Source organism: Orenia metallireducens, from assembly GCF_001693735.1.
Classification (GTDB): domain Bacteria; phylum Bacillota; class Halanaerobiia; order Halobacteroidales; family Halobacteroidaceae; genus Orenia; species Orenia metallireducens.
Map to the genome: position 1 here is coordinate 270,276 of NZ_LWDV01000006.1, position 20,789 is coordinate 291,064.

The 20,789-nt window shown below is 31.1% G+C and carries 21 protein-coding genes, 1 tRNA gene and 1 riboswitch; of the genes, 5 read left to right on the plus strand and 17 right to left on the minus strand.

Annotated elements, in window-relative coordinates:
- Positions 1-496: 496 nt before the first annotated feature.
- The 4 genes from U472_RS02570 to U472_RS02585 all read right to left on the minus strand — a co-directional run bounded on the left by U472_RS02570 (position 497) and on the right by U472_RS02585 (position 5,354).
- Positions 497-1,750 (minus strand): EAL domain-containing protein, encoded by a 1,254-nt coding sequence (locus U472_RS02570; RefSeq protein WP_218059023.1) that lies wholly within the window; start codon positions 1,748-1,750, stop codon positions 497-499.
- Positions 1,751-2,068: 318 nt separating this feature from the next.
- Positions 2,069-2,145, minus strand: a tRNA-Arg gene (locus U472_RS02575).
- Between the two features lie 164 nt (positions 2,146-2,309).
- Positions 2,310-3,911, minus strand: a complete 1,602-nt coding sequence (locus tag U472_RS02580) for a bacteriohemerythrin (RefSeq protein WP_068715206.1) — start codon at positions 3,909-3,911, stop codon at positions 2,310-2,312.
- Between the two features lie 357 nt (positions 3,912-4,268).
- Positions 4,269-5,354: a YkvI family membrane protein gene (locus tag U472_RS02585; RefSeq protein ID WP_068715324.1), complete on the minus strand. Its 1,086-nt coding sequence runs from the start codon at positions 5,352-5,354 to the stop codon at positions 4,269-4,271.
- Between the two features lie 433 nt (positions 5,355-5,787).
- Here U472_RS02585 and U472_RS17140 point away from each other — a divergent pair, with 433 nt between their 5' ends.
- Complete coding sequence (locus U472_RS17140) at positions 5,788-6,060, plus strand: Hsp20 family protein (protein WP_281201053.1); 273 nt, start codon at positions 5,788-5,790, stop codon at positions 6,058-6,060.
- A gap of 63 nt (positions 6,061-6,123) precedes the next feature.
- On the opposite strand, the gene U472_RS02590 is transcribed toward U472_RS17140, so the two are convergent.
- Positions 6,124-6,882, minus strand: coding sequence for a tetratricopeptide repeat protein (locus U472_RS02590; RefSeq protein WP_068715209.1), 759 nt, complete (start codon positions 6,880-6,882; stop codon positions 6,124-6,126).
- A gap of 422 nt (positions 6,883-7,304) precedes the next feature.
- Here U472_RS02590 and U472_RS02595 point away from each other — a divergent pair, with 422 nt between their 5' ends.
- Positions 7,305-7,625, plus strand: a complete 321-nt coding sequence (locus tag U472_RS02595) for a hypothetical protein (protein WP_068715211.1) — start codon at positions 7,305-7,307, stop codon at positions 7,623-7,625.
- A gap of 40 nt (positions 7,626-7,665) precedes the next feature.
- Here the strand turns inward: U472_RS02595 and U472_RS02600 are convergent, their stop codons facing one another.
- The 6 genes from U472_RS02600 to sigG all read right to left on the minus strand — a co-directional run bounded on the left by U472_RS02600 (position 7,666) and on the right by sigG (position 11,546).
- Positions 7,666-8,325 carry a hypothetical protein gene (locus U472_RS02600; RefSeq protein WP_068715213.1) on the minus strand — a complete coding sequence of 220 codons (660 nt, stop codon included), beginning with the start codon at positions 8,323-8,325 and terminating at the stop codon, positions 7,666-7,668.
- Positions 8,326-8,603: 278 nt separating this feature from the next.
- Positions 8,604-9,056 carry a transcriptional regulator NrdR gene (nrdR, locus tag U472_RS02605; RefSeq protein ID WP_068715215.1) on the minus strand — a complete coding sequence of 151 codons (453 nt, stop codon included), beginning with the start codon at positions 9,054-9,056 and terminating at the stop codon, positions 8,604-8,606.
- A gap of 193 nt (positions 9,057-9,249) precedes the next feature.
- Positions 9,250-9,393 (minus strand): hypothetical protein, encoded by a 144-nt coding sequence (locus U472_RS16690; protein WP_176714097.1) that lies wholly within the window; start codon positions 9,391-9,393, stop codon positions 9,250-9,252.
- Positions 9,394-9,597: 204 nt separating this feature from the next.
- On the minus strand, positions 9,598-9,861 hold the full coding sequence (locus tag U472_RS02610; protein ID WP_068715326.1) for a YlmC/YmxH family sporulation protein: 264 nt from the start codon (positions 9,859-9,861) through the stop codon (positions 9,598-9,600).
- Positions 9,862-10,047: 186 nt separating this feature from the next.
- The gene (gene spoIIR, locus U472_RS02615; protein ID WP_068715217.1) at positions 10,048-10,755 is read right to left on the minus strand and encodes a stage II sporulation protein R; all 708 of its coding nucleotides are present in this window, start codon (positions 10,753-10,755) and stop codon (positions 10,048-10,050) included.
- Positions 10,756-10,766: 11 nt separating this feature from the next.
- Positions 10,767-11,546, minus strand: a complete 780-nt coding sequence (gene sigG / locus U472_RS02620; protein WP_068715219.1) for an RNA polymerase sporulation sigma factor SigG — start codon at positions 11,544-11,546, stop codon at positions 10,767-10,769.
- A gap of 340 nt (positions 11,547-11,886) precedes the next feature.
- Between sigG and U472_RS02625 the strand changes: the two genes are divergently transcribed.
- The 3 genes from U472_RS02625 to U472_RS02635 all read left to right on the plus strand — a co-directional run bounded on the left by U472_RS02625 (position 11,887) and on the right by U472_RS02635 (position 13,413).
- On the plus strand, positions 11,887-12,414 hold the full coding sequence (locus tag U472_RS02625; RefSeq protein ID WP_068715221.1) for a LysM peptidoglycan-binding domain-containing protein: 528 nt from the start codon (positions 11,887-11,889) through the stop codon (positions 12,412-12,414).
- A gap of 260 nt (positions 12,415-12,674) precedes the next feature.
- On the plus strand, positions 12,675-13,079 hold the full coding sequence (locus U472_RS02630) for a helix-turn-helix domain-containing protein (RefSeq protein ID WP_068715223.1): 405 nt from the start codon (positions 12,675-12,677) through the stop codon (positions 13,077-13,079).
- Complete coding sequence (locus U472_RS02635) at positions 13,069-13,413, plus strand: hypothetical protein (RefSeq protein WP_068715225.1); 345 nt, start codon at positions 13,069-13,071, stop codon at positions 13,411-13,413. The genes U472_RS02630 and U472_RS02635 overlap by 11 nt, the downstream gene beginning before the upstream one ends.
- 124 nt (positions 13,414-13,537) lie before the next feature.
- Here the strand turns inward: U472_RS02635 and U472_RS02640 are convergent, their stop codons facing one another.
- From U472_RS02640 to U472_RS02665, 6 genes are all read right to left on the minus strand, one after another.
- Positions 13,538-14,587 carry an energy transducer TonB gene (locus tag U472_RS02640; protein ID WP_068715226.1) on the minus strand — a complete coding sequence of 350 codons (1,050 nt, stop codon included), beginning with the start codon at positions 14,585-14,587 and terminating at the stop codon, positions 13,538-13,540.
- A gap of 56 nt (positions 14,588-14,643) precedes the next feature.
- The gene (locus tag U472_RS02645) at positions 14,644-16,464 is read right to left on the minus strand and encodes a TonB-dependent receptor plug domain-containing protein (protein ID WP_068715228.1); all 1,821 of its coding nucleotides are present in this window, start codon (positions 16,462-16,464) and stop codon (positions 14,644-14,646) included.
- 217 nt (positions 16,465-16,681) lie between these two features.
- Positions 16,682-16,838, minus strand: a riboswitch (cobalamin riboswitch).
- Between the two features lie 8 nt (positions 16,839-16,846).
- Positions 16,847-17,749 (minus strand): mechanosensitive ion channel family protein, encoded by a 903-nt coding sequence (locus U472_RS02650; protein WP_068715230.1) that lies wholly within the window; start codon positions 17,747-17,749, stop codon positions 16,847-16,849.
- Positions 17,750-17,810: 61 nt separating this feature from the next.
- Positions 17,811-18,584: a heme ABC transporter ATP-binding protein gene (locus U472_RS02655; protein ID WP_068715232.1), complete on the minus strand. Its 774-nt coding sequence runs from the start codon at positions 18,582-18,584 to the stop codon at positions 17,811-17,813.
- A 194-nt stretch (positions 18,585-18,778) separates the two neighbouring features.
- Positions 18,779-19,774, minus strand: a complete 996-nt coding sequence (locus U472_RS02660) for a FecCD family ABC transporter permease (RefSeq protein WP_068715234.1) — start codon at positions 19,772-19,774, stop codon at positions 18,779-18,781.
- A gap of 2 nt (positions 19,775-19,776) precedes the next feature.
- A complete protein-coding gene (locus tag U472_RS02665) occupies positions 19,777-20,694 on the minus strand; it encodes an ABC transporter substrate-binding protein (protein WP_068715236.1) in 918 nt (305 codons plus the stop codon).
- Between the last annotated feature and the right edge of the window lie 95 nt (positions 20,695-20,789).

Sequence of the window (20,789 nt, forward strand, 5' to 3'; positions counted from 1 at the left end):
ATTTAATATTGCAATTTAGGAAATTATTTATTTTTTTATAGACAAATACTAATAACAAACCTTTATTTTACTAATTTTCAGTAATCAATTTATCATGTTACAGGTATTATAGATATGTGATTCTAGAATTTACTTTAATATCACATGGATAGATTGTTATATCTGTTTTCATAAAAATAATAAAAGCTATACCTCATCCCTTAATCCCTTCTCCTACACTAGGAGAAGGAAAAAAAGACTTTAGTTCCCCCCTCTCATAAGGTAGGAGAGGGGGTCAGGGGTGAGGTCTGAAAAGTTTCACTTTAAATTCACACATCTATATAGTCATCTAACTTTAGAATCAAATAAAAAATATTAAAATCTTAATCTATCTTGAAATTATTCCTAAGGATGATATCGAGGTACAGTCAATCTAAGAATTTATAAGGAGCATGACATTAAATTAGTTGAGTTATTCAATAGTAATAAATTAGACAGTTATTATATAAAAATCTCTTTATTCAACATTCAAATCACAACATAAGACCCTATATCCAGATGGAGTTGAGAACATCATAGAGAGTGTTACACACATGTGGGCACCAGTTATCGATAAATAGGGCTCACTTACCTGCAATTGTTCTGGGTGAAGCACAGCTTTTCTAAGATAATGCCTCCTAAACCAGTCTGCACTATTGGCATCTTCAAGAGGTTTAAAACGTATGTCATTTTTATTGAAGATAGAATCAGCAAGAACTGTATTACCTACTTGTAATCCATCTGTCATTAATAGATAACAGCGCATAACAGTATCATCAGCTAATAAATCTTGGCAGGCATCATCTAAAGCCTTACCTTTAATTAAATTATTTATTGTAATCTCAAATTTTGGGTAATAATGTTGATAAGTACTTTTGCTATTGGTCTCTTGGACTAAAATATTATTTTTGTAATCTTCAAATATATTATCAAAAGATGGTAGGTTATCTAGAGGCTTGTTTAACTCAGTGGTAGGTCTGGCAAAAAAATAACCTTGTACAAAATCTACACCGCTCTCCATAGCAATCATTGTCTGCTCTTTACTTTCAATCCCTTCAACCAGAACTAATGCTCCAGTTTGATGGAGTAAAGAGACAATCCCCCCTAAGACTTTTCTTATCTTCTTATCTTCTGTAGCACCAACTACCATAGAACGATCTAGTTTTACAATATCAGGATTTAATTTCCATATACGATCAAAGTTAGAGTGTCCTGCACCAAAATCATCAATTGCAATTAAACAACCTAATTTTCTATAAAAATCTACCGTCTCTAATAAAAGATCATTATCCTCAATAGGATACTCTACAATTTCAATCACTATACGATGAGAGGGAAACCTAGTCTTCTCCAATAACTCTGTAAAAAATCCACCGTAATTCTTTCCATTAATAATGGTTTGTGGAGAAACATTTAAAAACAACCAATTCAAATCATCTTCTAAACTAGTAAAGTTATGTATATGTAAGAATCTACATAATCTATCTAATAAGATACTCTGGACTTCTGTATATCTATTATTAAATAATTCAGCTGGGCTAACCCACTTCTCTTTTATAGCCTTAACTCTAACTAAGGCTTCATAGCCTACAACCCTCTTATGGGCTAAGCTGAATATTGGCTGAACTGCTGTATGGAGATGATAATCATTAAAAGTTCCTACTAATTGTTTACCTTGATGATGAACTAGCTTACTAATATGATCTATACTTATAGTCTTATATTCTCTCAAATAAACCACCTACTTAATCAATTTATATAATATTTATAGCAGAAACAATATTTTATGTCAAGTTAATGTCAACTTTTTGTCAACAATGTACTCATTTAGTAATAATTTATATCCAAATAATAAATATTTCTTATCTATTACATAAATGTCCAATCATAAATTAAAATTTATAATCTTTGTATTTTTTTACTTCGCTAATTTAGATTTTATTATAGGATTGAATAACTATAATTATAGTCAAAAAATAAAAAACACCTATCCTTTTAGATACGTGTAACTTAAATACATTATAAATTTTAATATAGATTAAATAAAAAATGGTGGGACTAGCAGGAATTGAACCTGCGGCCTACAGATTAGGAGTCTGTCGCTCTATCCTACTGAGCTATAGCCCCACGGTTATGAGAAGTCCTACAGACTATTTAGCTTATTGAGTTACAGACCACTAAATTAGCCTATTAAATAGTATAAACTATTTTTAAATAATTTTCAAGTACTAATTTATGTAAATTAAAACTATAAAGATAGAAGGGGGAGTAGAAACTCGCCCCTCTGACTATCAATTATTTCTAATATGCTCTCCTACTTCCTGGTCAATTCCTCTAACATGCTGTACCAACCAACGAGTTATAGTCTTGTTAAAGTCCATCATAGTAGCCGTATCTATCTGCCCCTTATCAAATCTCTCTTTAAAGTTGACTGCGTCCTCTAAAAACTTATCATGTAACTCTTTATGACTCTCGTAATCAGGATAACCTGAATCCTGCTGTAATTTCTCTTCATCTTTAAAATGTTTTACTGTATAATCTGCTAAAAAGTTTAATACCTTACCAATCTCTTTCTTTCCTTTATTCAATTTATTAGCACTAATTAAATCATTAACTATATTAAAGAGTTGCTTATGCTGTTTATCAATTGCTTCAATCCCAACAGAATAACTATCATCCCACTCAATTAATCCCAAGCTAGTATCTTTACTATTAGTCTTGTTGATTAAAGCATTAATCTTCTGGCTCATTTCTGCCAACTCTTCAGAAGAACTTGATACCACACTAAAGATTCTAGAGATTATCTGTGATTCCTGCACTAAACGATCACTATTCTCAGCCAAATCTTGAGCTGCATGAGCAGTCTGTTCAATCATCATTGCCGTCTCTTGACTAGATTCTTCTATCTCAAAAAATACACGGTCTGTCTCTTCAGCAATCCGTTCTCCTTCCTTTGCCTTAAGCTCAACCTTCTCGATGGAGTTTAGTACCTCTTGTGATTTCAACTGAGTCTCTTTAACGATATTGACAATATCACCAGTAGCACTAGATGTCTCTTCAGATAAATGTCTAATCTCTTCTGCCACTACGGCAAATCCTTTACCTTGCTCCCCAGCCCTAGCAGCTTCAATAGCAGCATTTAGGGCTAACATATTTGTCTGATTGGCTATATTGGTAATTAGGCTAATAATTTCACCAATCTGCTTAGAATTCTCATGTAAAGCTTTAATTATCTCTACTGTATTACTTACTGATTCATTAATCTCTTGAATGCTAGTAATCGTCTTCTCAATATTATCTCTACCCAATTGGGTCTGAGCTGAAGATTCTTCAGCAAAACCTGTTACCTCTTCAGCACTAGCGGAAATCTCTTCTACATTAGACATCATATGCTCTACAAGTTGATGGGTCTCATCTATTGTAGCATTCCCCTCTTTAGAAGAAGCAGATAGCTCGTTACTATAAATTGATAAACTATCAATCTCCTTTCTAACACCTTGGATAATAGAATTTAACCCCCCATCTAAGGATTTATCCATACTTTCAAATTCATTATATAAGTTACCTATTTCATCATTACCACTAACCTTAATATCATCTGAAGAGAAATTATCACTCTTTAGACTTCTTACTAAAGTAGTTATCTTATCTATTCTCTTGACTACAAGTTGCTTTAATAAAATCTCAAGTAGAATAAAGATAAGCACATAATCAATAATCCTAGCCAAATATCCTATCTGCTTACCACCATAAATATAGTTACTTACCAAAGCACTAATAAATTGTCCAATAGGAATACTTACTAAGATTGCTATAATTATTCCCAAGCCAAACCTTAAGCCTAAACCCAACTTTATCGATGAGTTACTTACACCTTCCTTCTTATTCTTCATTTTATACCCCCTTTATATATCAAATAAGAAATCATTAACCTTAATATAATATTCTACATCTAAACTACAAACCCTATCATCTTATGTTAACTTTTGATTACAATATACTTAAAAAATTTATCCAATAAAAATTTTAGCTTATCTAGAGATAATTACAGATATCCAAGTTTAAAGTACAATTATTTAGATAAAAACATAAATGACTATATTTATTTATAATACCAAATCAAAGATAAAACTATAATATATATTTTCTCAATTATTTAAAAAAAATTCAAGTACTTCTTCTCTAAAGAATAAATAAAAAAGAGATTATCCCTATAAAAGATAACCTCTTTTAATAATATATGGTGTTTATTAGTTTTGCCTACCATAGCTTTTGACTAACCCTATAGTCAGTCCCCCCAACAATAGAAAACCAGCATATCCCACTGCTGGATACAAAAATCTTACTAAAGTTGTAAATCCAAACTGACTAGCAATCAACGCACAGATACTTGTTATAATTACATAAAGTTTATAACGTGGTCCATCAGGGTCAGTTAAGCGGGCTACAAATCCATATAGATTTCCTACTGCTGTAGTATACACTTCAGCAATTAATATCCCACTATAAATTAACTGAATCCAAGGGGAGAACCTTCCAGAGACATAGACCATAGGAATCTCATATCTTGCAACTTCAGGCAGATTCAATAATAAAGCAAGTAGAATAGACATAGCACCAATACCTAAGCCCAATCCTCCAAAGATTGAACCCATCTTTAAACGGTGAGTATCTTTTGCCTCCCTACCCAAAGGAGCTAGAACAGCTACTGCAATCACCAAGTTATAGGAGGCATAATTAAATGCTGATACAAACCAACTGGAGATAGGAGGTTGACCAGGCATAACCTGTTCCAAAGCTCCAATCCCAAAAGGTAAATTTGAAACAATGGTCATAATTGTTACTGCAAATACTCCTATTAACAAGAGTGGAACCACAAAGCTAATTGCCGAAATTACACCATTTATCCCTAATAAAGTAGTGCCTAAGGAGGTTACTACCATAATTAAATTTCCCCAAAAGGATGGGATAGCAAACTGCTCTTCAAATATAGAACCTGAACCTGCTACCATTGCTGTCAATGCTCCAAACAAAAAGAAGGTAATTACAGCATCGATAATCAAGCCCAACCATTTACCCCCAGCCTCTTTGATGACCTCTAAATGTGATCTAGCCTTTAATTCCAACCCCAATTTAAGAATAATATAACCATATAACATAAATATAATAGTAGCCAATATAAGACCAGCAAAACCACTCAAACCATAATATCCAAAAAACTGCAAGACCTCTTGACCAGAAGCAAAACCTGCACCTACCACCGTCCCAATATAAGTAGCTGCTATTCTAAAGGTTGAAATTTCTACTTCATTCTCTTTATTTCCTGTTCCCTTCATATTATCTCTAATATTATCTAATAAATCTCTTATATTACTTTTATTATTGATCTTCAAAAAGATCACCTCCTTATATTTATATTAATCTAAACTAAAATTATTTATACTCTTTCTTAACATCTTATAACTGTTCCTAAGCTTGTTTACTCCTCAAATTCTCCAAGTCTATTAGCTAATAATAATTACTATTAATAATAAATAGCTGGTATTTTTAGACAGAGAGCAATTTTGATATAACATCAATATTATCCTGTAATTATAAATAGAAGATATAAATCAAAGTACTTGGAGGTGTATTATCATAATTAATTTATTATATAATTCCACTGAAGGTAAAGAAGATTCTACAGAAGTATTATCTCTAGCATCAAATCCTTTTAATAACTTTATAGATTTTAAAGATAATTATGGAGAAGATTATAATAACTCAGCTATAAAGAAAACATCAACAGATTTTAATGAAGAGAATATAAATCTGAAGACCCAAAATGATTATTTAACTATTTCTTTGAAGGATAACAATACAAATACAGAGGAGGATAAACTCATGAAAAAAAGATTAAGACAGCCAGACTATCAGTGTACATTTCACATTGATAATAATTTAAAAAATAACACTAAAACTGACCAACTTCAGAATAATATCTTAGGAGTTCATCTTCCCAAAAGTCATAGAGATAAAAAATCCTTACTATTATTAAAATAAAGCTATAGCAGGATAACATAAAAAAACTCCAACATGGGACATTCCATGTTGGAGTTTTTTATGTTATTCTTTATTTTCAATCAATTTATTTATCCTTGCTAAATTGCCCTCAGCTTTAGAATAACTAGAGTTTACTAGTAATGCTTTCTCATAAGCTTTTTTAGCCAATTCTAATTTCCCAGCATTCTCATAAGCAATTCCTAAGTTATTATATAAATAAGGAATTGGAGGATTTAGATCTGCTCCTTGCTTCAAAACAGGAATAGCTTCTTTATATTTTCCTAATTGAATATAAGCAAGACCTAAGTTATTTAAAGCATAATAATTCTTAGGAGATAACTGAACTGCCTGCTTATAATTTTCAATAGCTTCTTTTATATTTCCTTGATTCATATAAGCTCTTCCTAATATATTATAAGCATCATCTTGGTTTGGCTCTACAACTACTGCCTTTTTAAGAATATCTATTGCTTCCTCTAGTTTATTCTGCTTTAAATAATTTCTTGCTAAATTAACCATAACCCGATAATGCTTAGGATCAATTTCATGTGCCTCCTTCAATTGTGTTTCAGCAAATTCCAGTTTATTTAAACGGTAATAAGTTAAACCCAAGATATAATGGGGATACATTAACTCAGGATTATTAACAATAGCCTCTACCAATTCTGGCACCGCTTCTTGATATTTACCTTGTCGATAATAATCTAATCCCTTTTGATAATGATTGACGTTACTTTCACTATTAGCAAAGATAATTCCAGTAGATACTATGACTAAAATAAGGATCAATATAAGAATAGTATTAGCAAATCTAGTCTTCATATACTTAGTTCACCATCCAATCTTTTTTATTTTTCATTAATAACTATTCTAGTTTAATAGAAAACTTCCTGCAAATAGGCTTAACAAAACTAGACTATCACAAATATAGTAGAAGTACTATTAGCTAATATAAGTTTGTAATTCTACAGTAAGATTTAAATATGTCTTTATATAGAGGCAGTTTTTAATTTTCTTCCCGATCTAAACCCCAGACCGCTTCGTGTAAATACCGTCACTCTCCATCTTAAGAAAGGAATTTTCTAAAAATAGAAAATGTAGCAATATAACTCATAAAGGTTTATTTTAAATTAGCAGATCTATAATTAAAAAATAACATGATATGCAGGTTTAAACCGCTAATATTATTCTAAATAATGAATTTGAATATATATAATGGGATAATATATTTAGGAAGAAAGGAAGTGAGAATAATTTCAAAATTAGAAGATTTATTCAAGAACATAAAGGAGAAAAATGCCAATGACCTCTGCTTTGAAGTCAGACATAAAGTCTTAGAGATACCCCGTGACCTCTATTTTCAGACTATACCCAAATATGATAATCCTCTCTCTGAAGAAGCAGTCCAATATATAGTTGAAGAGTATTTAGATTGGAAGGATGACCATGGACTAGTAGGAATGATTAGAGTCAATGATAATAAAGAGAGAGGTTTAGTAGAGCTAGATGCTGCTGTTAGATATGTAGTCAATTGTGAAGATAGTGTTTGCAAAGATTGTCAATAAGCTCTACTTTTATTGTAGAGCTTATTCTCTTTTATAATAATTAACTGATTCCTACTTCATCTAATACTTTTCTTAATTTTTCCATAGAATCATAATGGAACCATTGATTAAAAGATGGATGGGGAATTTCACTGATGATTCTTCTTTCTGCTATACTAACTTCTAACTCTTTACTTAAATTTAAGTAAGCCTCTGCAAAGCGACCGCATGGAACTAAATATTTTATACTATTACTCTTCTCTAAAGCCAAGAGCAGACGCTGCTTAAAATCCTCCAATAACATACTCTTAACCCTATTCCAATCTTTGTTCTTATGCTGTTTAGTTTTATAATTTACTCGAAGCTTCTCTAAAATATCAATCACCTGCTCATCATTACTGCTTAATTTATATGCTTTTAATCCTCTTTTTTGCATAGGAGCAGAGCTTACATTTAAGATACTAAAGTTAGTCAAATTGGGATAATCATCACTATACTTATCTACTTGGCTGACAATTTTGCCAAAAGAATCATTAAACTCTTGACCATAAATAAATTTAGTCATATCTACCCCTGAACTTCCTGCTACAGGATAACCATACTTCATCTCTTGAGTATGGGGTGATTCTAGGATAAATAAAATTTTAGAATTTTGATTTATTACATCCTCAACCTTATATCTCTTTAAATAATTCTCAATTATCTCAGATAGTTTATCCATTGTTATCCTCCAGTCCTGATTTATAAAATAATCCAATTATAATTTCTAGATTAATAGCTAACTATATTTTTTCTAGTCACTAATTAACCGTTATTTTTATTCACTTTGCTTAAGATGAGTTTAATTTTAAAGTTAGGTAGCTATATTTATATAATTTTCTAGATTTATAGTTTTTATCCTAATAATTTTAATATAGATAAGACAAAAACGAGGATAATACCCCGTTTATAGTTGATTTATTAAAAATTTATATACTTAACTATAAGTTAATCAGAAGGCTATTCTCCTAATAATTTATCCAATTCCATTCTAAAGGTCTCAATATCCTTAAATTGTCTATATACTGAAGCAAAGCGAACATATGCTACTTCATCTAATTTACTTAGATAGTTCATTACTAGCTCTCCTATAACAGTAGTCTCTATCTCATCTTCCATCTGATTTCTAATCTGTTGTTCTACAGAATTGACTATACCTTCTAATTGATCTCTAGAAATAGGTCTCTTTTCGCAAGACTTTAATAAACCATTTAGGAGTTTGTTACGATCAAATCTCTCTCTACCCCCATTACGCTTAACTACCATAATTGGCAATTCATCTATTCTTTCATAAGTTGTAAAGCGCTTACCACACTCTAAACATTCTCTTCTTCGTCTAATTGTTGTACTCTCTTCTGTTGATCTTGAATCTACTACTTTGCTTTCAAGATATGTACAGTATGGACATCGCATGGTCGTTCCCCTTTCTTAAACTTAATGACTTCTAAACACAATATCTTGTATACATTCAAATAATACCATACTGCATATTATATGTCCAATTTTTATATAATAAATTTTGAATTTATGATAAATTTCTATTAAAATCTTAGATAAATTTAGTTACTTTCTAATCCCCTTGATTGTTAATCAAGGGGATTTAGAGTTATTTTTCATTCTTTAATACCATCAATTTTATTCTCTTTCCTTGATTATCTTCATTAATAGCTATTTCCATATTCTCTAATTTATCTAGCTCATCCTCATTTAATTCTGCTAATCTACCAGCAAATTTATCCTTCAAAGACATACCTAATAACCTCCTTTGTTAAATTTTAAATTATAATTCATTTTATAATTATTTTTCCTAACCTTTAACCTTTATATTCTAAGTTTATAAATAATAAAAACCTCCAGAAACTCTGAAGGCTTTATTGGATCTAGATAAATAATAGCTTATCTAAGTAACCCGACCTTGCTCCTAAACTTTATCTATATTTATTCTACACATAAATTACTCTTCATTCATCATATGATTATTTATCTTACTTACATCAACTAATATTACATCATGACCGATTCTACTTATTTCATCCCAGGCTATGTATATATCCTCCTTTGCTCCAAAAATTTTAAAACCTTTCTCTTCCTTAGGGACAGATATTCCTTTGATTCTCCCTTCGACCAAATCAATATCTATATCTGTTATAACCCCCAATCTTCTTCCGTTGTTAACATCAATGACCTCTTTATTTTTTAATTCTGAAGTTTTAATTATAACCATCCCCTTTCAAATTAATAAATAGCTCTCAGCTCAAATCTCTTTATAAATATTATATGTATAAAACATAAGTTTGTTACTATATCTCAAATAATAATAAGATTCTATACCTTATTATTAACTATATATCATAAAATAGGTAGCGAGATTATCGCTACCTAACTATAAGAAATTTTCTAAAATTTATTTTTTACCTTCCTCAGTAGAAAAGAATATTTTATTCAAGCCTGGAAAAGGTGTCTCTAAAATATGAAATAATTTTAATTTAGATTTTACAAATGTAGGATTCTCTTCTAGAAACTCAACAAATTTAAATTTAAACTCCACATCCATATCTTCCGTAGCTATATACTCCTCATTAGCAGCTAATTCTTTTAAATCATCTTCAGATAATTTATCCATAGAATCTACAAAACATAGAGGTGGGAATAAAACACACCACCAATTTTCTCCAGCGCCTTTTCCTAAAGATATCTTTAAAGCTTCATATTCGCCTGCTGCTAAAGTTTTATCCCCATAACTTCTAGTTGGAAATTGAAATTTACCTAATTCTAAATGTACTTTATAATCTTTATTATATTCTGCTAACTTATCTTCAACTATATCTTTTATATAGGATAAATTTTCTTCAACAACAGCCTTAGCCTGAAAAGGATTGTTCAAAGAAGCAAAGAGTTTAGAAGTTCTTTTAATAATTTCATCTCTAATGTCTCTTTTTATTCTCTGATCTTCTAGAGTATTACTATTAGCAACAATATGTAATCTTAATAAATCATCAGTTCCATATGTAAAGGCACCTTTATCTTCCAATACTATACTGCTCTTTACTTGTAGGATAAATAAAGAAATTATTACTATGACTATTAAGACTACAAACCTAACCCGTTTCATACTAATCCTCCTCAATCTTCCTTAACATACTTCTTTAAATTATCTAAAGCTGCTTTTTCTAATCTGGATACTTGAGCTTGAGAAATTCCTATATTTCCCGCTACTTCCATCTGGGTCTTTCCTTCATAGAACCTTAATACTAAAATTAGCTTTTCTCTATCATCTAATTTTCTTAATGCTTCACGAACAGCAATAGCTTCTAACCAATTATCATCTTCCTTCTTATTATCACTGATTTGATCCATTACATAAATTGGGTCTCCACCATCATGGTAGATTGGTTCAAAAAGCGAAATAGGATCTTGAATTGCATCCAAAGCATAAACTATATCTTCTCTTGAAATACCCAATTCCTCAGCAATTTCACTTAAATTAGGTTCCTTTGATTTTTTATTCTCTATGCTCTCTTTCATTTGTAATGCTTTATATGCAGTATCTCTTAAAGAGCGACTAACTCGAATCGGATTATTATCACGAAGATGGCGCTTAATTTCTCCTATAATCATTGGAACTGCATAGGTAGAGAATCTGACATTCTTACTTAAATCAAAGTTATCAATTGCTTTCATCAACCCAATACAGCCAACTTGAAAGAGATCGTCAATTGGTTCTCCTCGATTATTGAATCTCTGTAATACACTCAAGACTAAGCGTAAATTACCACCAACGATTGTATTTCTAGCAAATTTGTCCCCCTCTTGCATCTTTTTAAATAGTTTTCTCATCTCTTTATTAGTTAAAACCGGTAGTTCCGAGGTATTAACTCCACAAATCTCAACTTTTTTTCCCATCTACTCCCCTCCACTTATTGCCAAGTTGAAGTTTCCATTAACATTATTCCTTGTAAATAGGATATCTATACATTTATTTTTTATTCTCTTTCTCTATTAAAGCTCTTTTGGAAATGATTTCACTGCCAACCTACTTAGACTTAACTCTAATTGAATCATATTAACTAACAATGTAGAGAAGACTTTAATAATATCTAAAATATATTGTTCATTTATCATTATCTTTATACATACTTTAGAATCTAATTATATTTATAAGATACAATTCAAAAATAAATTAACACATAGCTTTACAATGACATATATTATAATAAAGTAATTAATTAGAAAGGAGGTCACTATGCCTAATAGTTTAGAACTAGTAGAAAGACTATTAAAGAATGAAACAGCTAATCGTACTTTATACAATCAATTAATAGACTCCTTAGATGATCCTCGTTATATTAGAGTAGCAGAGAACCTAGAAACGTTACAAACTAGACAGATTAGTATGTTAAATAGGTTGCTTAGTGTACTAGAGGAGGAGGCACCACCACCACCTCGAGACCGTTATTATGCAGAACATATACTACAACCTGGAGAGACATTAAGAGTTTTAGCAATCAAATATAATACCACTGTATCTAGGATTAGAGCACTTAACCCAGGATTAGGTGATAACCCTCAAGCAGGTCAAGTAATCACCTTGCCAATTGAAATTCCAAAACCACCACCTAGACATATCGAATATTATGTGCGTCCTGGAGACAGCTTATACACAATCTCCCAAAGATATAATACTGATATAGATACACTTGTTAGATTGAACAATATCGCTGACCCTGAGGTAATATTCCCAGGTAGAATTTTAATTATTCCTAGAACATAAATACAACAAAAATTTAATTTTAGCCATAATTACACTAATCAAAAGAAAAGGCTTAGGACCATCTGGTCCTAAGCCTTTTCTTTTAAAAATATTAGTTATTTGCTTATATAACTATATTATTCTTCATCTAATTATGTATTAATATAAAATTTTTAGCAGGATTTTGTCCAATTATAGAAGAATAAATTAATTAGATTAAAAATTAACTATTATAGCTGATAATCTTTATATATTACTCCAAAGTAAAGGTGGTGAATAATATGGCAACTTTCAGAAAAAGGCTTGAAGATGAGAGAAAGAAGAGAGGATTGACCCAGAGGGGACTAGCCTTAGAATTAAAGATACCAGTATCTGAAGTAGTATTTTATGAATTAGGTGATAAAAAACCCGATATAGATACTCTAAATAAGTTAGCTGATTTATTTAGTGTATCTGTCGATTATCTATTATGTAGAACTAATCAACGCCAAGATGCCAACCTTCATGTCAAAGAGGTCTTATCAAAGGATCCAGTATTACATGAATTTTGGGAGGAAATTTCTCGTAGAGAGGATTTACAATTATTATTTAAACAGACAGAGAACTTAAATGAGAAATCAATATATAGAGTAATAGAGATAATTAAAACTATTGAAGATGAGGAGAGAATAGCATATGGGGGCTAAGAATATTAACTCCTTTCTCAAAAACTTACAGAATAATTCACAAAAATTTTATGAATTAGCTCATCATTATGATATCTATCCAAGGATAACCAACCTTACTCCACAACTATGGGGTTTTGTGTATAAATCAAGCCACGGTAATTATTACATAATTATCAATAAGAATTTAAGCTTTGAATTACAGCAAAAGATATTTATTCATGAGATAAAACATATCCGTGATGATATGCCTAAACACCCTTATTTTATTGGTCTAAATATGCAACACCTAGACTTTGAAAAAAAAGCTGATACATTTTCTAAAAATATGATAAATATTTTTGATAATAAATAAGTTAAATAATAAAGAGCCTACAAAAATATTTTTGTAGGCTCTTTATTATTGGTATTTAATTTTAGATGAAATTTAGTGGGTATATTGTATCAGTTCTTATAATAAAACAAGATATACAAAGCAGTTAATCTAGTCGGAAACTAATTGGTATCATTACCCAAGAGTAAATCCCCATATTATCCTTCTTAGTAGGATTAAACTCCCATTTCTTTACCACTTCTTTAGCAGCAACATCAAACTCTGTATACCCCGAGGATTTAGCCAGTTGAACCTCTTCTACTCTCCCTTTATCATCTATTAATATCTTTAATAAGACCCTACCTTCAATTCCTCTTCTTCTTAGCTTCTTTGGATAACTAGGTCGATTATATTTACTAATTGTTGGAGCACTAACTCCATTATCAGCTTTCTTATCAGTTAAGTCTATAATAATTTTCTCAGCTTTATTTGTCACTTTGCTATCAATAACTTCTTCAATATCTTCTTGCATAGTAGAGTTATTTACTTCTCTTTTCTTATTAATCAATCTCTCTTTTTCAATTCCTTCTTGATCTTTCTTAGCTTCTCTATCTTCTATCAGTTCTTTCTCCTCTTCTATCTCTACTTTCTTTTTAGTTTTATCTATATCATTTTCCACTTTTGCAACCTCTTCCACTCTACTTTCCTCTAAGACCTTTTTAGTTACCTTATTCTTTACTTCTAGTTTTTCAGTATGATTTATCTTATCCTCTCTCTTTAATACTTGAGTATTATCCACTAAACTCTTCTTAGACTTAGTTTTTAATACAGCTTCCTTTAACATCTCTTTCTTTTTAATATTCAACTTAGGTTCTTCTTTCTTAGAAGTACTGATGTCTTCTTTTGGATAAACCTCTTGACTGACTTTCTTACCAAACTCTTTTACTTCAACCTTCTTCCTGATTACCTCTTCATTTGATTGAGATCTCTCTACTTTATTAACTTCACTAATTGAGTTTGACTGATTAACTTCTGAATAAATAGCAACCTCAATTATCGGTGATTCTTTATTTAACTTCTTACCTTCTACATAAGCTAACTCTCCTAAGTATAGCTTATTAACTAAATACCCAAGTAATAAATGAACTATTAAAGATAATACAAATGCTACCTTTAAAAGGCTACTACCTTTGTTTAGCTTACTTAATAGCTTCACAATAAACCTCCAAATCTAAATTAAAGGTAGGTGATATCACCTACCTTTAGCAATCTTTAAAACTTAGTACTTACTTTTAAGATATAGTTACGTTCTGGCATTGGGTAACCATTATTAATCTGATATTCCTTATCAAATAGGTTATTAAGCTCTAATGATAATTCTATATCTTTTTTAATTTTTTTATTTAACTTTGCATCTACTATAAAATAACTTGGTAAATCATCAGAACGACCAGCTACTAATTTACCATTTAAAGAACCACTAATCTCTTCTGTATTATAATTCAATCCTAAATTCAAGTTATGATAATCCCTATAGGTTAATCTTTCATCTGTTTCCTTATCTCTTGCATCTAAATAAGTATAATTTAAATCAGTGGATGTTTTCTTAGTTAAGTATTTAACTAAAATTACTTCTACTCCTGATATTTCAGCTGAATCAATATTCACTGCAGTACTATAACCCTTATCTCCATCAAAATAATTACCATTTATCATATCTTCTACATCTCTTTTGAATAAATTTAGTTCTACTTTAGCACTTGTATCTAAATATTTCATTCCTACTTCATAATTTTTACTGGTTTCTGGATTTAAATCTGGATTTCCATACCATGCCCATAAACTATCTGGATAACTTCCATATAATTCATCGAAAGTAGGAGCACGATACGCTTTTCCTACTGAAGCATGTAAATTTAATTTAGAATTAATAGTATATACTGTCCCTAACCGAGGACTAAATTCAGCATCATATTCCTCATGATTATCATAACGACCACTAACTATTATCTTTAATGGTTGAATTAATTTCCACTCATCTTGAATAAATAAAGCCTTATTTAAAGAATCTTGTTCTCCAGCCTTAATATCAGTACTTTCAACATTTTCTCTTACTAGTTCTCCACCATAACTTATCTTATGAAAATTATAGTATATAGCTTGATTAAAATCTATACCTATTTTATCAACTTCATGTTCTGAATGAGTAGACCATTTTGAATCATCATAAATTCTTTCATGGTCAGTATAGTAGAAGGCTACTTTACTATCCTTATTTTCTGTCTTTCTATCCCATTGTAGATTAAAATTCATATCCTCATCATCTTGATATGCAGTAAAACTTGGGTAAGTTTTAGATCCTGGTACTCCTTTATCTGAATCAATATATTGTAAAAATAGTAATAAATCTGAATACTCATTTAAATTATAATTAAATTTAGTAAAGATACTCTCTTGATCTAATGTACTATTTTCACGGTGACCATCTGATGTTTTCTTGGAGACAGATATATTATAATTTAACCTCCCAGACTGCCCTCGATGAATTAAGTCATATGTTTGTGTATCAAAAGAACCATAACCTAATTTAGTGATAGTTTCAGGCTCCTGACTACCACTTTTAGTTATAATATTAACTACTCCTCCTACAGCATTAGCTCCATATAAAGCAGAAGCGCCCCCTCTTACAACCTCAATCCTTTCTATCTGCTCAATAGATAACTGACCTAAATCAAAATTTCCACTTTGATGATTATTTATCTCTATTCCATCAATTAAAATTAACACTTGCTTACTACTTGAACCACGAATACTAATTGTTTTTGAACCTGCAATAGTACCATTATCTTTAATATTTACCCCTGCTACATCTCTTAATAAATCAGCTACATTTTCGCCATTCTTCTGCTCAATCTCATCTTCATCAATCACTTCTACACTTACTGGAGCCTCTGAAAGATTCTCCTCATATTTAGAAGCAGTTACTACAATCTCATCTAATGTAAAACTTATCTCAGTCTCTTCTGCCATAACATTAAATCCTAACAAATTAAATACTAATAAGAAAACTATACTTAATAAAAACTTCTTCATTATTCCTTACCTCCACTTTTAGTTAATTGATACTACAATTAATTAATCTGTTTTGAGCCATGAAATACTCAGCATCACCTATCTCCCTAAGACAATAATCTCTCCTCAAAAATAAAAAATCCACAATCATGGAAAAGATTGTAGATAATTCAGATATATTCAAGATAAGCCCAATAAATATTAATCAAATCATCTACCAATCTTATTCCCGAAAATCAGTAAACTGATAAATTAGGCAGGTCTCCTGACTTACAGCATAAATTTATCCACTAAGTCGCTGCGCTGCTTACAGTGGCGGGTCCGCTCAGGATTCTCACCTGATTCCCTATTCTCCCTTAGCGATGACTAAGAGCACCTAATTTAATCTTATTAAATTTTTAGTCTATTCCTTATTCTCAATATGTCTCCCCTCTTCACTTCTACGATATACTCTACTTGTTGGATAAGCAAGCTCAATATTAGGCTCTTGACTGAACTTTTCAAGGATACTCTCAGATATATTATTCTCTAAAACCCTCCGCTTTCTTACAGAGGTCAAATAACGTAGAGTAATCTGTACCCCACTTCCTTTGATATCTACATAAGTAATTGGAGTAAACTTACCGTACTTAATCATATAGTTCTTGCTCATTTCATAAATCCTCTTTTTTGCCCTTGCTTCTATCTCTTCCTCACTCTGCTCATATCCTGTCTCTAAGACAATCTTCTTAGCTCTCTTCCAGTCACTCTCGAAACTGACTAAAAACCTAATCTCATTCCAGATACAACCAAAGCCACGAGTATAGTTGAATACAGGGATGTTAAAGATAGTACTATTAGGGATATGAACTAACCTTCCTGTGCTTTGATCAGCCTCTACCCAATTACCCACCTCCAATAAAGTAGTATAAAAGACTCGAATATCAATCACATCCCCTTGTACCTGATTCCACTCTATCCTGTCACCTAATCCAAAGGGACGCCTTAAGAGAATCAATGCCCACCCTGCAATATTTAACCAGACTTGGTGTAAAGCCAAGGCTAGACCAGCAGATAAGAACCCTAAATATGTAGTCAAGGTAGAAGGTCTCTCTAACCAGATTAAGAAAATAAATATTAGAATTATAAAGAAGGAAGAATAATAGGTTATTCTTCTAGCTTGATGCCTTCTCTTAAAATCCTCAATCTTAGAATTAATAAATCTTATAATTCCAAAACCTATTAAATATGTAATAATTATTGCTCCTAAAGATAATAACAGCTTCTGAATGACAGGATCATGAATATCAAAAGAAGTAAAATCCAAAATAAAACACCTCTCATTATTTATTGTATCAGTTAGCAGTAATGAGTAAGGTAACAGCTAATTACTTACTACTCACTAACTTCAGATAAGGTCGACTACTACTGTTATCAATTTTAACATCACATCCATAAACATCTTTGATATTATCTAAAGTTATTACTTCACTTGGACTACCTACAGTATTTATCTTACCCTGATTTAACAATAATAAGCGGTCACAATATTGGCTTGCTAGATTAAGATCATGTAAGACTACTACAATAGTAGTACCTTCTTTTCTGAGCTTAACTAATAATTCAAAGATCTCTATCTGATAATTAATATCTAAAGCTGAAGTAGGCTCATCTAACAATAATAACTCTGCTTCTTGAACCAAAGCCCTAGCCAATAATACCCGCTGTCGTTCACCACCACTGATACTATTAATAGATTTATCTACTAGATCAATTGTATTGGTTAATCTTAAGGCTCTCTCTATTACTCTTTTATCTACTTGAGTTATACCTTGCCAATTTCTTAAATAAGGATGGCGCCCCATTTCTACAATATCCTTTACAGAGAAATCAAAGTTAACCTCTGTACTTTGTGGAAGTACAGCCAATACTTTAGCTAATTCTTTACGTCTATACTGGTTTAGCTCTTTTCCTAGCAGGAATATCTCTCCACCCTCCTTTTTAATAATATTAGACAATAATTTCAATAAAGTAGATTTACCTGAGCCATTAGGACCGATAATTCCAAATAATTCTCCTCTTTCTACTGTAAAACTAACATCTTTTATTAGCTTAGCTTCACCATAAGAGAAGCTTAAATTATTTACTTTTAATATATTCATAATTAAACCACCTAAACATTCTTATATTATAAATATAGCCATCCAACTTTAGAATTAGATTTAACGGATATAAAGTGACAAGTTAACTTATTTACTGGTTACTCGTCACTTATCACTAGTTACTGAAGTCTCCTAATATATAACATCATATTTAAATTTGATTCCAGAATTACAAATTAATATCTAAAAATTATTTAAAACCTAACCTTCTTCTTATGTAGTAGATAAATAAAGAAAGGTGCCCCACATAATGCTGTAATAATCCCCACAGGCAATTCAGTTGGTGCTAAAATTGTTCTAGCTATTGTATCTGTTACTATTAAGAGGATAGCACCTCCTAAAGCCGAAGCAGGTAATAATATTCTATGATCAGGTCCCAAGACTAATCTCAATACATGTGGAACAACTAAACCAACAAAACCAATTATCCCACTGACCGATACTGCCATAGAGGCTAATAATGAACCTGCTACTAATAACAATAAATTAACCTTCTCTACCTCTACTCCCAAATAGTAAGCTGTCTCCTCACCCAACAGAAGTATATTCAAATCATCTGCTAAGAAATATACCATAAGAAATCCTATCATAATACCTGGTAAGATCATCTTTACCTCTTGCCAAGTACTATTTGCTAAACTTCCCATCATCCAATAAAAGACCTTCTGTAAATTCCCACTATCTAAAATCATCAGCAAAGAAACCAATGATGATAAGAAGAAACTGATTGCTATACCTGATAATAGTAATATTGAAGTGGGTACTTTACCCTTTGTTTTGGCCAAATTATAAACAAGAAAGGTTGTAATAAAGGCTCCTAAGAAGGCAAAACAGGCAAGACTACTAATCCCCCTCCAATAATATATCAGTCCAAAATTAATAGCTACACTAGCTCCTAAAGATGCCCCTGATGAAATCCCAATAATATAGGGATCAGCCATTACATTCTTAAATATCCCTTGAAATACTACTCCAGAAGTAGAAAGAGCACTCCCCACTAGAGCAGCTAACAAAATTCTTGGCAGACGAATCTTATAAAAAATCATCTGATGAATAGTTGTTAAATCTCCTTTGATTCCAGCAATAATAGGGATCTTAACTGTTCCTAAACTAAGAGCAATAATAATACCTATAGTTAATAGAATAAATAGTATTATAATTATTAGTATATCCTTTAATTTAATCTCCATCTCTAATTCCCCAAATCTATTTCAGGATGTATAGCTTGAACAAAGAGCCTTAAAGCCTTAATTATTCTAGGACCTGGGCGATTGATAATATCTGCATCAAAGATATAGACTCTATCATCTTTAATTGCTTTAATATGCTGATAATTGGCTCTAGCCTTAATCTTAGCAGGAGTCATCCTCTCCTTCCAACTATCATAAGTAGCAATATATACATCAGGATTTTCAACTAGTAACTGTTCCATACTATATTGTGGCCAAGCACCATCTGCTTTAGTACCGATATTGTAGCCTCCCGCCTTCTCAATTAAATCATTGATAAAGGTAGTCTGCCCTACTGTATACAAGGGATTTTTCCAAACCTCATAAAAGACCTTTACTGAACCTTCAGTACTAACTACTCTCTCTACCTTTTTAGTAATATAGTTCAGCTCTGCCCTCAATCTCTCTGTTACTTCTCTACCTCTACTACTCTCTCCTGTAAGCTTAGCTATCTTATCAATCACAGTTATCGTCTCTTCAATATTAGTTGGATTAAAACCAACTATAGTTATTCCTAAATCCTCTAATCTTCTGATAGTATCTTTAGGTACAATTCCTCCTGCTATTACTAAATCAGGATTTAAAGCAATAATAGATTCTAGATTATTAGCTCCTACTTTAGTCTTAGACTTTGCCTCTGTTGGGTAATCACAAAAATCTGTCACCCCCACAATTCTCTCTTCTAAATTCAGCTCATATAATACCTCTGTAATACTAGGAGCTAAGGAAATAATCCTCTGTGGCTCTTTTTCTATAACAATTACCTTTCCTAAATCGTCAACCAATCTAACCTTTGAGTTAGCTTCTGCTTCTCCATATCTACTAAATAATAGTACTAAAATAAATACTGTTAACAATAACCTATCCATTCTCTTTAACATTGTATCCTCCCTACCAAACTGTCGCCTAACAATCTAAAATCATCTCAATTTAAATTTCAACCAAAATAAAAAATCCTAACTGTAGGCATAGTTAG